Raw genomic sequence first — 14257 nt, 5'->3', positions numbered from 1 at the left:
AGGCAGGCGTTCTGGGGGAGGAGAATGGGGGGAGGATATAAGGAGTCGCACGATGCGTGTCATTTCCAAGAGCCCGAAAATCCGCTTCCTGCTGGCGATGCTGGCGGTATCCGCGGCGGGAAGCCTGCCGGCGCAGCAGCAGAATATGAACGATCCCAACATCGTCGTGGAAGGCGTGCCGATCCCCGATCCGTCGACGATGGCCAAGGGCCCCGAGATCAAGGGCGTCATCTCCGCCCGCAACGGCAACCGGATCAAGGTGACGGCTGCCGACGGCACCAGCACGGTCATCGGCATCAGCGATGCCACCCGGATCAAGTCCGCCTCGGGCCTGTTCGGCAGCAATCGCGGCAAGCTGACCGCCGACGCGCTGCTCAACGGGCTGCCGGTCACGGTCAAGACGCTGCAGCCGGCGGATGGCCAATATAACGCGCTGGTGGCGAGCCAGATCAATTTCCGCAACAGCGACCTCAAGACCGCGACGATGATCCGCAACGCGACCGACCAGCGCTTCGAGGAGCAGACCGCTGCGACCGAGGCGCTGCGGGGCGCCCTGGGCGATATCGACAAGTACAACATCAAGAGCACGACCAACGTGCACTTCGATGTCGGCAAGGCGGAACTGTCCCCTGAGGACAAGGCCCATCTCTGCAGCACCGCCAGCTCGGCGCAGGCGACCGAGAACGCGCTGATGCTGGTGGTCGGCTACACCGATTCGACCGGCAGCGACGAGTTCAACCAGGAACTGAGCGAGAAGCGCGCCAACCGGGTCATCAACTATCTGCAGCAGGCCTGCGGCTGGAAGCCCTATCGCATGCTGACCCCGACCGGCATGGCCAAGGCCGACCCAGCGGCGAGCAACGATACCCCCGAAGGCAAGGCCCAGAACCGCCGCGTCGCGGTGAACATCCTGGTCAGCAAGAGCCTCGACAATCTCTGACCCCTGCGGGGCGGCTCAGCCTGCCCCCGCTATGGTTGCAGGATCGGGCCGGGAGCGGACAGGCCGCCCCCGGCCCGATGCCTTATGGGTGGCCTCTGGTCACGGATAATATATCCATTATACTGGATATATGGATAATGATTCGGCCATCGCGGCGCTGGGCGCCTTGGCTCAGGGAACGCGCCTCGACGTGTTCCGCCTGCTGGTGAAGCATGAACCGGCCGGTATGGCCGCGGGGGAGATCGCCCGCCGGCTCGACGTGCCGCAGAACACGATGTCGGCGCATCTCGGCATCCTTGCGCGCGCCGGCCTCCTCCGTTCCGAACGGCAGAGCCGCTCGATCATCTATCGCGCCGATCTCGACGGCCTGCGGGCGTTGACGCTGTTCCTCGTGAAGGACTGTTGCGCAGGGAATGTCGAGCTGTGCGCGCCGCTCGTCGCCGAACTCTCCCCTTGCTGCTGAAGGATCGTCCCGTGGCCGTCGATATCGTCGTCTATCACAATCCCGAGTGCGGTACGTCGCGCAACGTCGTCGGCCTGATCCGCAACGCCGGGATCGAGCCGCATATCGTCGAATATCTGAAAAGCCCACCCACCCGCACGCTGCTGGTCCAACTTGTCGAGCGCGCGGGCATCCGCCCGCGCGACCTGTTGCGCGAGAAGGGGACGCCCTATGCGGAGCTGGGCCTGGACGACCTGTCGCTTTCCGACGAGGCGCTGGTTGACGCGATGATGGCGCACCCGATCCTGATCAACCGCCCGCTCGTCGTCTCGCCGCTCGGCGTGAAGCTCTGCCGCCCGTCCGAGGCGATTCTCGACATCCTCCCCGCGGCGCAGCGGGGGGCGTTCACCAAGGAGGGCGGCGAACGGGTCGTCGACGCCGCAGGCAGGCGCATCCCGTCGGCATGAGGCGGCCGGCGATCGCGGGCGAGGCGCTGGGCAGCTTCCTGCTGTTCGCGACCGTCATCGGCTCGGGCATCATGGCCGAACGGCTGGCCGGCGGGAATGTCGCCGTCGCGCTGCTGGGCAACACGCTCGCCACGGGCGCGATCCTGTTCGTCCTCGTCACCATGCTGGGGCCTGTGTCGGGGGCCCATCTCAATCCCGCCGTCACCCTGGTCATGCGCCTGCGGGGGCACATCGGGACGGGCTCCGCCGCGGCCTATGTCTGCGCCCAGCTCGCGGGCGGCATCCTCGGCGTCTGGGCGGCCCATGCCATGTTCGCGGCACCGATCTTCGAGCTGTCGGAAAAAGCCCGCAACGGTCCCGGCCAATGGCTCGGCGAAGCTGTCGCCACCTTCGGACTCGTCCTGACGATCCTGGGAACGGCGAAGGTCCGGCCCGACAGCATCCCGGCAAGCGTCGCCCTCTACATCACCGCCGCCTATTGGTTCACCTCGTCGACCAGTTTCGCCAACCCGGCGATCACCGTCGCGCGTTCGCTGAGCGACAGCTTCGCGGGCATAGCGCCCGCCTGCGTGCCGGCCTTCGTCGCAGCCCAGATCGCGGGCGCGCTGGCCGCTCATATCGTCAGCGACATCCTCTTCTCCGACATCCCGAAGGAAGCCGCATGAACCGAGTCCGCCAACTGCCCGACCCCGATCATCTGCCGGCGCTCGACCGCCGCTTCCTGATCGACCGCCCGGCCATGGGGCTCGGGGCAGACCAGCCGCCGCCCCGCATCCTCCTGCTCTACGGCTCGCTCCGCGACAGGTCGTTCTCGCGCTTCGCGGTGGAAGAAGCGGCTCGCCTGCTCGAATTGTTCGGAGCCGAGACGCGCATCTTCGATCCATCGGACCTGCCATTGCCCGATCAGGTCTCCGGCGACGACCATCCCGCCGTCCGCGAGTTGCGCGAGCTGTCCCTGTGGTCGGAAGGGCATGTCTGGTGCAGCCCTGAACGCCACGGCGCCATCACCGGCATCATGAAGACGCAGATCGACCATCTTCCGCTGGAGATGAGGGGGATGCGCCCGACGCAGGGACGCACGCTCGCGGTCATGCAGGTATCGGGCGGCTCGCAGTCGTTCAATGCGGTCAACACGCTCCGTCTGCTCGGCCGCTGGATGCGCATGTTCACGATCCCCAACCAGTCGTCTGTCGCCATGGCCTATAAGGAGTTCGACGAAGCCGGCCGCATGAAGCCGTCGAGCTATTATGACCGCATCGTCGACGTGATGGAGGAACTGGTGCGCTTCACCGTCCTGCTGCGTCCCCATGCAGCGCAGCTCGTCCACCGCTATTCCGAACGCAAGCAGGCCGGGGTGGCGGTCGATCCGGTCTCGGACCTGTCGGCCATCGCCACCGCGCGCGCCTGAGGGCGGAAAAGCAGCTCGGGCTCCGCGCAGCCATCAGCTTTGCCTGGGAAGGCAGGCGATCGCCTCGATCTCCACCACGAGCTCGGGCAATATGAGCGACGCTACCTGCACGCCGGTGCTCGCGGGGCGGTGGTCGCCGAAATATCGGCGGCGGACGTCCCAATATTGCTCTGCACGCTCCCTCGACAGCGGCTCGGTAAAATAGGTGGTGAGCTTCACGATGTCGGCCATCGAGGCGCCGACGCGGCCCAGAATGTCCTGGATGTTCGCGAAGCATCGATCGGCCTGGGCGATCATGTCGTGGGGCGCCACGACCTTGCCGCCGGGATCGAAGGCGCACTGACCCGACAGATAGATCATCTGGCCGACGACCAGGCCCGGCGCAGGCGGGATGTCTCGTTCCCAATCCCAGTGGAGCGGGATCGGTGTGATGGGCGGCTTCATGGATTTCTCCCTCTATCCTGCATCGGCAGGATGTTGAGCGGCTGATCGGCATCGGAACAGCCTCGCCAAGCATCTCCGGGGCCATTGTCTCGCGCGAAGGAGGCCCACGCGGCGCGAAGGCCTGCCCCCAAGGCGCCGACCTCATGCCAGGATGCCCCGGCCAGCATCGGCGCGGCGGCCCAGGCTTCGGGGTCGCCCAGCAGGAAGGGCAATTCGATGCAGTGCGGGGCGCCCAGATGGGAGGCCGGTGCTTCCCAATCGAAGCGATAGAGCCAGGCCTGTCGGCCCGCTGCGACGGCCGCCTGCGCCGCGGCATGGCTGCCGACGCTGAACATGGCGTTCGCCTGGCCGATACGATCCGAATAGGACGAGAGCGTGTCCGGTCCTGCGCGCGCCTGATCGGCAAGCATCAGGAAGGGAAGGCCGTCGTCCCGGGTCCAGCCCGCCATGATGTCCACCGCGAACTCGGCGGGCACGTCGGGGGACGTCGGCCACCAGTCGAAGGCAAAATGGCGCCTGCGGGAAAGTTCGCGCTGGATCGGCACCATCTCGCCCTCGGCCAGCAAGCGTGGGTCGGTACCGGCCAGGCCGATGAACATCTGCGCCACTGTGTCGGCTTCCTCGCGCGTGCGCCTGTACGTGCGGGCGTTGCCGCTCTGCAGGATCGCGCGGCGGACCAGCGATCCGTGACCCCATTGCAGGATCGCTTCGATCGAGGCTCCGCCGGCGGAGTGCCCGAACAAGGTCACATTGTCCGGGTCGCCACCGAACTGCTCAATGTAGCGATGGACCCATTGCAGGGCGGCGATCTGGTCGGTCGTGCCGGGGCTGGGTCCGGCCGTGTCCGCGAGCTGAAGGAAGCCGAAGGCGCCCAGGCGGTAGGTGACTGTGACGACGACGACATCCTGCTCGGCCGAAAGGCGCGCGCCATCATACCATGGGAGCTCGCCGCCGCCGGAGACGAAGGCCCCGCCATGCAGCCAGACCATGACCGGACGTCGCCCGTCGAGCGACGGCGTGAAGACGGACAGGACCTGACAATGTTCGCTCTGGGCGAGTTGGGCGGCCGGCCCCATGATCATGTCGAGGCGGGACGGGTCTTGCGGCGATACCGGTCCGCGCCCGCAATCCCTGTCCAACCCTTCGAACCTGAGAAGCTCGGCCGGCCGGAATCGATCGGCTATTGCGTAGCGAATGCCGCGAAAGCAGCGGCTTGCCGTATCCAAAGCTGGCCTCCTCCGCATGAGAGCATCGTCGACGCGTCACGCCCGCCATCCGCTGGCGTTGCAAGCCAGCGGATGTGCGTTGACGCGACTAGCGAAAATTGAACGACACGGTGACGCCGTAGGTGGCCGGCATTCCCGTCAGGCGGTTGACCGTGTCGAAGTCCTTGTAGGTGTTCAGGATATAATATTTGTCGAACACGTTCTTGCCGAACACCGTGACCCGCCATTGATCGTTTTCGGCGGCGATGCCGGCGCGCAGGTCGACCAACAGGTAGCCGTCGATATCGAAGGTCCGGCCAAGCGGCACTTCCTGCCGGACGGCACCCGGTGGCGGTATGTAGCCCCGGTCGCCGCCGATATTGGCGATCGTGCCAGATCTCGCCGAAATCGATGCGCCGATGAACGGCGAAATCGATCCGGCGCGCCAGCGATAGTCGGCCGTGAAGGAGCCCGACCATTTGGGGGTGAACGGGATTCTGGAGCCGGCGAAATCCGTCACCTGGTTGGACGCGCTGAAGTTCACATATTCGGTGATCTTGCTGTTGATATAGGTGGCGGACCCACCGAGCGTGAGCCCGTCGATCGGTATGAAGTTGACCTCCGCCTCGGCGCCGTAGATCCGCGATTTGGGGATGTTGTCGAGCGCCTGGAGATTGCCGAAAACCGGATCGACGATCGCCCCGCGGATCTGCTTGTCCTTATAGTCGTAATAGAAGGCCGCGCCGTTCAGCCGGAAGCGTCCGCCGATGCCGGTGAATTTATAGCCGGCTTCATAGGCGAGCAGCGATTCCTGTTTGACTTCGATATAGTTCTCGAACGTCGCTGCCGACGATATCGGCATGCTTCCTGCCTTATAGCCTCTCGATATGTTCGCGTAGAGCAGCAGGTCGGGCGTGACCTTGTAATCCAGCCCCACCCGCCAGGAGAGATTGTCCTCGTTCAGGGAGCGCTTGTAGGCGCCGGGCAGGTAGGTGGCGGGCGTGCCGTCGTTGGTGAGATTGTCGAGCGCCGTGCAGCCCGATCCCACCGAGGGCGGAACGACGCCCGAGGGCGTGAAGCCCGGCACCGGAATGATGCCGAGATGGATGAGCTGCACGACGGTGTCGATCGCCCGCGCGAATGTGCCGTCGCCATTGTCGAAGGTGCACTGAACGGCCCTGCGCTTCGCCTTGGTATAGCGGGCGCCGGCCTTGACCGTCAGCCCGGCCGAGATGTCATATTCGGCATTCCCGAACAGCGCATAGTTGCGCAGCTTCTGGTCGGACGTATTCTGATCGCCGGTGAAGCCGAATAGCGCGGAGGTGCTTTCATCGGGGAAGTCGTAGCGCGCATATTCGTTGACCGTGCTGCGCTCGTAATTGGCGCCCAATACCCAGCGAAGCGAGCTGGATTCCGCATTGGCGATGCGAAGCTCCTGGCTGAAGGATTTTATCGTTCCGCTGTCTTCGGCCACGTCGGAATCGCGCAATTCCGTGCCGTCCTGGTCGACGACCTGAAAATGCTTGTAGTGGATATAGCTGGATATGCCGGTGAAGATGATGTCGTCGGCAAGTTCCCAATCGAAGCGCAGCGCGGCCTGCGCGAACCGGTTATTGGCGCGCGGGCGGTTGGCGCCCGGCGTCCATTCGGCCAGGCGGGCATCGTGCGGCGTGAAGGGCTGCGCGGCGATCAGCGGCGGCAAGGTGGCCGGCGCCTGGCTTTGAAGGCCGAAGAACTGGGGTGCCTGGGGATCGCTCTTGTCCTGCCAGGCATTGACGTTGAGATTGAGCGTGAGCCGGTCGGACGGAGTCCAGTCGAGCAACAGTCGACCGGCATAATATTCGACTTCGCCGAGCTTATCGTTGCGAAGATAGCTTTTCTGCCAGTCGTCGGCATGCGCGGCGTTGAAGGACAGGCGGCCTCTCAGCCCCTCGGCGATCGGCCCGCTGACATAGCCGTTCGCATCGATGCGATTGAAGCGGCTGTAGCTGAGGTCGCCGCCTGTGGCGAACGTCGCGGTGGGTTTCGCGGGAATGAAGTTGATGGCGCCTCCGGTCGAATTCTGGCCGAACAGCGTTCCCTGAGGGCCCTTCAGCACCTCGACGCGCTCCAGATCATAAGCGGCGTGCGTGGTCAGGACCGGAAATGGCAGGGGAACCTGATCGACATAGACGCTGGTGGTCGGATAATTCGCCAGCGAAGACTCGTAGAAGCCTACCCCGCGCAACGTATAGACGGGGGTCGCCGTCTGCGACGGCGTGTAGGACAGGCCGGGCACGATCTGCGCGATCTCCGCCAGGGAGTCGATCTGCTGCGCCTTCAGCGTGTTGCCGGAATAGGCGGTGATCGTCAGGCCGACGTCGGTGATCCGCTGCTCGCGCTTGTTGGCGGTGACGACGATCTCAGTGTCCTCGGCCTCGGCCGTCGACACATCGGCGGGCGCGGCCGTCGTCTGTCCATGGGTCAATGACGGGTAAGATGCTCCCAACAAGACGAGCAACTTCAATGTGATCTTTTTCGAACCGAGCCGATAAGTCACTGCCTTTCTCCCTGAGCTATTCAACTTCCAGACCCCTCATTCTGGTCGCCGATATCATCTATCTATTGCTCGTCGCGGCGCGCGCCTGGCGGCGGGCGTCGCATGAAGCAGTCCGGCCAAGGACACATTAAAGTCGTGGACTTCGCGCGCAGCCAACTCGATTATCGCGGCCGCGACGCCGTCTATCCAATTCGCGCAGCTTTCATCTGCGCCGACGGATATCGATGAACCTTGAAGCCCGCCCGGTCATGCCACCGCGAACCGGTGGAGGCGCGGCCTCCTCTCCCGGAGAGGAGGCCGGGGTCCCTATAAGCCGGCGCCGACATTGCAATGGATATTATGCTCTTCCAGGAGGGGGAAGGTTCTCATGGCCACCTCCTTCAGGTTGTTTATGTAATCCGGGACGATGACCAGCAGACCGTCCAGATCGGCTTTGATGACCTGCTGGGACAGCTGGGCGGCAAGGCTCTCATAGGAGCCGATGAACGTCCCGGGCATGACCGATTTATATTTCGGTCCGCCCAATGGAGCGAGGGAAGAGCTGCTGAGCTGTTTGACGCCTTTGGTGTTTTTCTCGTAGCCGCGCGCGAGATCTTCAAGGCCGACGAGATCGACGCCCTCTTCGAGATGGTCCATCAGGGCCTGGGCGTCCCGATCGCTATCGCCCGGGATGAGCGTGACCAGTCCATAGACCTTGAAATCCGGCTTGTTCAGCTCTCTGGCGATCTGCTTCGCCTGCTTCGCCGATTCGATGTAACCGGCTTCGCCGCCGCCCAGGAGAAAGGCCACGTCGCAGCTCGACACCGCGAAGCGCAATCCTCTTCCCGAGGCGCCGGCATTGACGAGGGTCGGCATGCTTCGCGGGCGTGGGCTCAATATCGCGTCGTTGAGCTGGAAGAACTTCCCCTCATGCGTAACCCGCTCGTCGGTCCACAATTGCTTGATGACCTGAAGCCACTCTTCCGCATAGTCGTAGCGTTCGTCATGGGAGAGGCTGTCGTCCCACAGCCCCAGCGGCTCGAAGCTCGATCGGTGGCCGCCGGTCACGACATTCATCCCAACGCGGCCGTTGCCGATTTCGGACAGGGTCGCGACCATCTTGGCGATCGCGGCGGGCGGATACACATTGGCGTGGGTCGTGCCCCAAACCTTGATCCGGTCCGTCGCCTGCAGCAACGCCGCTGTCGTCGTCAGCGATTCGACGGTATCTCCCCAAAAGCGGGACGGCCCCTGGGCGCCGCGCCAGTTTTGAGGGCTGAGGACAAAGTCGAAGCCCAGGAATTCGGCCAGTTGCGTGACCAGAAGCGCGTGCTTGAAGGAGCCGGGGCTGTAGGGAACATTGGATGAATGAACCCAACCGCTTCGGACCGTTGGAATGAATACTCCAACCTCTATGTTTTTCTTCATATGATCCCTATCCGAGGTTTGACCTTTCTGTCTCGGATAGATTGGCCCGCCCGGTGCAGAGTCTAAATCCACTTCGAGCAGCCGCCGGCCGTCATAGCCAGAAATTGCAGACTATTTTGATGGGTTCGAGATCGCCTCCCCAACCTTGCTTCGCTCGACCCTAACGCCTGCGCTGGGTATCCGACGGCAATTCGCCAAATCGCTTGGAATAATCGGCGGCAAATCGGCCGAGATGCGCGAAGCCGGCGTCCAGCGCGACCTGCGCGATCGTGTCCGCCCCGCGCTGCCGCAGCCGCTCCCTTGCGTTGTCCAGCCGTACGTCCTTCAGATAACGGATCGGGCTGGTCTGGCGGAAATGCTTGAAGCTATCCAGCAGGGTCCTGGCGGGGACGCCCGCGGCGGCGGCGATATCGGACAGGCTGATGGGGTCGGCTGCATGGGCGTGGATATAGGCCTCTGCCCGGCGGACGCTGGCCGGTGCGATCTGGCCAGGGGCGTCGTTCCGTTCGCAATGGCTTTGCCCGGCCAGCAGCAGGTTGAGCAGCAGGCGCTCATAGTCGCTGCTGAGGAGGGGGTGATTGCTGATCATCTGCGCCATGCGCGGATTGGCCGCGATCAAGGCGACCTGCTGCAGCCATGGCATCACGGCCGGCGAGCTGAGGTCCAGTTCCTTGCGGAAGACCAGGTGGCGAAATCCCGTATGCGCGCGCACCGCTTCCGTGCTGATCCGGACGAAGAATTGTTCACAGTCGGCCGAGAATGTCCCGAGCATCTCCTCGCCGGGAATCATGATATGGGCCGAGCCGCCTCCGATCGAATATTCCTTGCGATCGGCACGGATCGTCGCGTTGCCCCTGAGGCATAGGGCGACCAGATAATGGGCATAGGAAGGCACATGGACCTGCATGTTGCCGAAGTGAATCGTGCCGAGCCCCACGCGCCCGATGGGGAAATGGTCGACATAGCATTGTGTCCCCTGCCAGCGGCCCTTGGGCGAGAGCAGATGGGGTTGCAGGATGATGGAGATCTGGTCGCGGGTATATTCGACGTCGTTGGACTCGAAAACCCGGTTGGAACGCAATGTCGTCGGCGCGAAGCCCGCTAGCGGATGATGGGCGCGGTGTGGCGGCGATGGTGCACCAGCGTAGCTCAGGGCCGATGTCACGGGCGTCGAGTCCCTCTAAAGAGTGCGGACGCCGTAAATAGTCATGAGATTGTCATCGCTGACAAGGCCAGGCTCCGCCTTCGCACATGCAAAAGGAAGTGGTTCGCCGATTTCTCGCGATTTTCGGATAATGGGACAGGGGGTTGCCTGTAACGCAGGCACTCCCAGCTATCTGCTATCCGGCCGCTGCCGATGGCGACGACGGATGGCCGATTATCGGCCACCCTTGCAATGTAGGGATTGGCTTGCTCCTGTCGCCGTGCATGCGGCGCGGCGCATGATCATTCTCATATGTTTATCACAGCACTGCCGGCAGACGGCTGCCGCGACATCGCAGGCGCTTCGGACGGCGGGCCGCCGCCGGGGCAGCCCGCCCGAATCCGGAAAAACGAAAAAACGGACGGACAACCCCATGCACCCGGGATCGGGCGCGAATTCCCGGCCCGATCCGGTGATCGCTCAGCGGTCGAGGAACAGCTCCGCCGCCGCGTCGGCGATCGCGTCGCTGTCGAGGCGGTAGGTGCGGTAGAGGTCGGGCAGGTCGCCGGTTTGCCCGAACCGGTCGAGGCCCAGCGCGCTGACCTTCTGGCCGCGTACGCCGCCCAGCCAGGAGAGCGCCGAGGGGCTGCCGTCGATGATCGTCACCAGCCCCGCCGTCGGCGACAGGTCGCGCAGCAGCGTCTCGACATGGGCGCGACTCGTGTCGCCGCCCTGCCAGCGCGCGGCGTGGCGCGCCGACCAGCCGCGATGCAGCAGGTCGGGCGAGGTGACGTTGAGCAGGCCGAGCCCGGGGATGTCCTCCTTGAGGTCGTGCCAGGCGGCGATCGCCTCGGGCGCGATCGCGCCGGTGAAGACGATCGCCGCCTCCGCGCCGGGGGCAGGTCGCATCAACCAATACCCACCCTTCAGCGCGTCCTCCTGCCACCCGTCGTCGGCGCGTTCGACCTGCTCGATCGCGCGGGTGGTGAGGCGAAGATAGACCGAGCCGCCGTCCTCGGCCTGCATATGTTCGAACGCCCAGCGCATCGTCAGCGCCAGCTCGTCGGCGAAGGCCGGCTCGAAATAGGTCAGGCCGGGCTGGCCCATGCCGATCAGCGGCGAATTGATCGACTGGTGCGCGCCGCCCTCCGGCCCCAGCGTCACGCCCGATGGCGTCGCCACCAGCAGGAAGCGGGCATTCTGGTAGCAGCCATAGTTGAGCGCATCGAGGCCACGCGCGATGAACGGGTCGTAGACCGTCCCGATCGGCAGCAGCCGCGTCCCGAAGGTCTGCGCCGACAGGCCGAGCGCGGCGAGCATCAGGAACAGGTTGTGCTCGGCGATGCCCAGCTCGATATGCTGGCCTGCGCCATGGCCCGACCATTTCTGCGCCGACGGGATCTTCGCGGCCTGGAAGACGTCCTTCAGCTCCTGCCGGCGGAACAGCCCGCGCTGGTTCACGAAGGCGCCGAGGTTGGTCGACACCGTCACGTCGGGCGAGGTGGTGACGATCCGGTCGGCGAGCGGGTGGCCGGACTTGGAGAGGTCGAGCAGGATGCGGCCGAAGGCGGCCTGGGTCGACTGCTCGGCACCCTCGGGCACCGGCAGCGTCGCGGGCACCGGCACCGGCTCGATCGCCGCGGCGGCCCGGCCCCGGGCGAGCGGCGATCCGGCGACGAACTGGCGCAGCATGGTCGCGCTGTTGTCGCCCAGCCCGCCATAGGGTGCCCATTCCTCGCCCTGGTCGATGCCCAGGCTTTGGCGGAGCCCGTCAATCTGGGTCGGGTTCATCAGTCCCGCATGGTTGTCCTTGTGGCCGGCGAAGGGCAGGCCGTAGCCCTTCACCGTATAGGCGATGAACATGGTCGGCTTGTCGTCGTCGGCCTGGGCGAAGGCGTCGAGCAGCGTTTCGATGCAATGGCCGCCCAGATTGGTCATCAGCGCAGCCAGCCCCTCGTCGTCGAACGAGGCGATCAGCTTGAGCGCCTTGGCGTCGGCGGCGAGGTCGGCGGTCAGCCGCGCGCGCCAGGCCGCCCCGCCCTGATAGGTGAGCGCGGCGTAATCGGCGTTGGGGCAGTTGTCGATCCAGGCCGCGATCGCCTTGCCGCCCGGCTTGCGGAACGCCTCGCGCTGGCGCTTGCCGTGCTTGAGGGTCAGCACCCGCCAGCCACAGGTGCGGAAGATGTCGTCGAACCGGTTGAACATCCGGTCGGCGGTGGTCGCGTCCAGCGACTGGCGGTTATAGTCGACGATCCACCAGCAGTTGCGGATGTCGTGCTTGTAGCCCTCGATCAGCGCCTCATAGATATTGCCCTCGTCGAGCTCGGCGTCGCCCATCAGCGCGATCATCCGGCCGGCGTCGGCCTCGGCGAGGTTGCCGTGCGCGATGAGATAATCCTGCACCAGGCTGGCGAAGGCGGTGATCGCGACGCCCAGGCCCACCGACCCGGTCGAGAAGTCGACCGGGATCTTGTCCTTGGTGCGGCTCGGATAGCTCTGCGCGCCGCCGAGGCCCCGGAAGCGCCGGAGCTGGTCGAGACTCTGGTTGCCGAGCAGATAGTGGATGGCGTGCAGCACCGGCCCGGCGTGCGGCTTGACCGCCACCCGGTCGTTGGGGCGCAGCGCGTGGAAGTAGAGCGCCGCCATGATCGCGGTGATCGACGCACAGCTCGCCTGGTGGCCGCCGACCTTGAGGCCGTCGCGGCTCTCGCGCAGGTGGTTGGCGTTGTGGATCGTCCACGACGACAGCCAGCGAAGCCGGACCTCCAGCGCCTCGATCGCGGCGATGGTGGCGGGGTCCTGGGGCTTCACCTCATGCAGCATCGACGGCGTCTCCGGCAACAACGCCGGTCCGTCCGGCGTTTGGCCCTGATAGCCGATCGTCCGCCGCCGGTCCTTGCGAATTGGCTGGCGGTTTGGCGGTGAATTGGCATAAACTGTCGCCATTACCTGTCGTGGGAGTGAATTATTTCAAATTACCCTCTAGATGCGATAGATCGCAGGATATTGGCGGAGCTCCAGTCGGACGGCCGGATCACCAACCACGACCTCGCGGCGCGGGTCGGTCTCTCGCCCAGCCCCTGCCTTCGCCGGGTCCGCCAGCTCGAGGAGGCGGGGGTGATCCGCAACTATGTCGGGCTGGTCGATCCGGCCGCGCTCGGCCTGCCGGTGACGGCGTTCGTCCGCGTTCGGCTCGACGGGCAGGACGATCGGCATCTCGCCGCCTTCGAGGAGGAGGTCGCCGGCTTTCCCGAGGTGATGGAATGCTACCTCATGACGGGCGAGAGCGACTATCAGCTTCGCGTGCTGGTCGCCTCGCTCGCCGCGTTCGAGGATTTCCTGCGGCAGAAGCTGATCAGGATCGCCGGCGTGTCGCAGGTGGTTTCGAGCTTCGCGCTGCGTCCCGTCGTCTATCGCACCGCGATCCCGGTCGATAAGACGGACGCATGATCGCATCCATCGCCTATCTCGGCCTGCTCGATGACGAGGAGATCGAACTCGACATCGCCGCGCTCGAACTGAGCGCGCTCGACCATCCCGGCGTCGACCTGACGCCCTATCACGAGCAACTCGACGCGCTCGAGGCCGAGCTGCGCGACGAGGGCGCCGACGCGGAGACCAGCGAGGAGCAGGCCGGCGCGCTGTCCCGGCTGCTGGCGGGCCGTCACGGCTTCGCGGGCGACAGCGCCAGCTATGACGCGCCGCTCAATGCCGACATGATCCGCGTGCTCGACCGGCGGCGCGGCCTGCCGGTCAGCCTGTCGATCCTCTATGTCGCGCTCGCCCGCCGGCTGGGCTGGATCGCCGAGGCGCTCAACACCCCCTCGCACGTGCTGGTGCGGATCGGTCCGCTCGATTCGCCGATCCTGATCGATCCGTTCCACGACGGCCTGCCGGTCGGCGACGAGACGCTCGACAAGCTGCTGCGGCGATCGCTGGGGCCGACGGCGCGGATCGAACCCGAGCATGTCGCGCCGCTGCCCAACCGGCTGGTGCTGGTCCGGCTGCTGCTCAACCAGGCGACCCGCGCCGAACAGGCCGGCGACGCCGCCCGCGCGATCGCCATCTACGAACGCATCGTCGAGGTCGCGCCCTCCCACGCGCAGGGCTGGTGGGACCTCGCCCGCCTGCAACTGGCCGACGGCCGCGGCGAGGAGGCGCGCGGCAGCCTGAGCGCGATGCTGGAGATCACCCGCGACGCCGACGCCCGCGCGACGATCCTCGAAGCGCTGGAGGCGCTGTCGGGGCGCTGAGGCCTTAT

General features: G+C 65.4%; 13 protein-coding genes. 7 read left to right on the top strand and 6 right to left on the bottom strand.

What is annotated here, in order from left to right; translation table 11 throughout:
• The first annotated feature begins 52 nt into the window (after window positions 1–52).
• From B5X82_RS07985 to arsH, 5 genes are all read left to right on the top strand, one after another.
• Entirely contained in the window at window positions 53–940 is an 888-nt protein-coding gene (locus B5X82_RS07985) for an OmpA family protein (RefSeq protein ID WP_079647593.1), read from the top strand.
• A gap of 130 nt (window positions 941–1070) precedes the next feature.
• Window positions 1071–1403 (top strand): ArsR/SmtB family transcription factor, encoded by a 333-nt coding sequence (locus tag B5X82_RS07980; protein ID WP_079647591.1) that lies wholly within the window; start codon window positions 1071–1073, stop codon window positions 1401–1403.
• Window positions 1404–1414: 11 nt separating this feature from the next.
• Window positions 1415–1849: an arsenate reductase (glutaredoxin) gene (gene arsC / locus B5X82_RS07975; protein ID WP_079647590.1), complete on the top strand. Its 435-nt coding sequence runs from the start codon at window positions 1415–1417 to the stop codon at window positions 1847–1849.
• The gene (locus tag B5X82_RS07970) at window positions 1846–2514 is read left to right on the top strand and encodes an aquaporin (RefSeq protein ID WP_079647589.1); all 669 of its coding nucleotides are present in this window, start codon (window positions 1846–1848) and stop codon (window positions 2512–2514) included. The genes arsC and B5X82_RS07970 overlap by 4 nt, the downstream gene beginning before the upstream one ends.
• A complete protein-coding gene (gene arsH / locus B5X82_RS07965; protein ID WP_079647588.1) occupies window positions 2511–3257 on the top strand; it encodes an arsenical resistance protein ArsH in 747 nt (248 codons plus the stop codon). The genes B5X82_RS07970 and arsH overlap by 4 nt, the downstream gene beginning before the upstream one ends.
• A gap of 33 nt (window positions 3258–3290) precedes the next feature.
• On the opposite strand, the gene B5X82_RS07960 is transcribed toward arsH, so the two are convergent.
• From B5X82_RS07960 to B5X82_RS07935, 6 genes are all read right to left on the bottom strand, one after another.
• Entirely contained in the window at window positions 3291–3701 is a 411-nt protein-coding gene (locus tag B5X82_RS07960; protein ID WP_079647587.1) for a RidA family protein, read from the bottom strand.
• The gene (locus tag B5X82_RS07955) at window positions 3698–4927 is read right to left on the bottom strand and encodes a carboxylesterase family protein (RefSeq protein ID WP_235862628.1); all 1230 of its coding nucleotides are present in this window, start codon (window positions 4925–4927) and stop codon (window positions 3698–3700) included. Before B5X82_RS07955 ends, B5X82_RS07960 begins: the two co-directional genes overlap by 4 nt.
• Before the next feature lie 88 nt (window positions 4928–5015).
• Entirely contained in the window at window positions 5016–7373 is a 2358-nt protein-coding gene (locus B5X82_RS07950; RefSeq protein ID WP_079647585.1) for a TonB-dependent receptor, read from the bottom strand.
• A 378-nt stretch (window positions 7374–7751) separates the two neighbouring features.
• The gene (locus B5X82_RS07945) at window positions 7752–8852 is read right to left on the bottom strand and encodes an LLM class flavin-dependent oxidoreductase (RefSeq protein WP_079647584.1); all 1101 of its coding nucleotides are present in this window, start codon (window positions 8850–8852) and stop codon (window positions 7752–7754) included.
• 160 nt (window positions 8853–9012) lie between these two features.
• Window positions 9013–10017, bottom strand: coding sequence for an AraC family transcriptional regulator (locus B5X82_RS07940; protein WP_079647583.1), 1005 nt, complete (start codon window positions 10015–10017; stop codon window positions 9013–9015).
• 459 nt (window positions 10018–10476) lie between these two features.
• On the bottom strand, window positions 10477–12819 hold the full coding sequence (locus B5X82_RS07935; protein ID WP_079647582.1) for a transketolase: 2343 nt from the start codon (window positions 12817–12819) through the stop codon (window positions 10477–10479).
• A 141-nt stretch (window positions 12820–12960) separates the two neighbouring features.
• Between B5X82_RS07935 and B5X82_RS07930 the strand changes: the two genes are divergently transcribed.
• Together B5X82_RS07930 and B5X82_RS07925 are read left to right on the top strand one after the other, a co-directional pair.
• Entirely contained in the window at window positions 12961–13446 is a 486-nt protein-coding gene (locus B5X82_RS07930) for an Lrp/AsnC family transcriptional regulator (protein ID WP_328588181.1), read from the top strand.
• Window positions 13443–14249: a SirB1 family protein gene (locus tag B5X82_RS07925; RefSeq protein WP_079647580.1), complete on the top strand. Its 807-nt coding sequence runs from the start codon at window positions 13443–13445 to the stop codon at window positions 14247–14249. The genes B5X82_RS07930 and B5X82_RS07925 overlap by 4 nt, the downstream gene beginning before the upstream one ends.
• Window positions 14250–14257: the final 8 nt, after the last annotated feature.

It is taken from the genome of Rhizorhabdus histidinilytica, from assembly GCF_900167915.1.
Classification (GTDB): domain Bacteria; phylum Pseudomonadota; class Alphaproteobacteria; order Sphingomonadales; family Sphingomonadaceae; genus Rhizorhabdus; species Rhizorhabdus histidinilytica.
The sequence above is the reverse complement of the archived record's forward strand: the minus strand, read 5'-3'. Positions and strand labels throughout refer to the sequence as shown.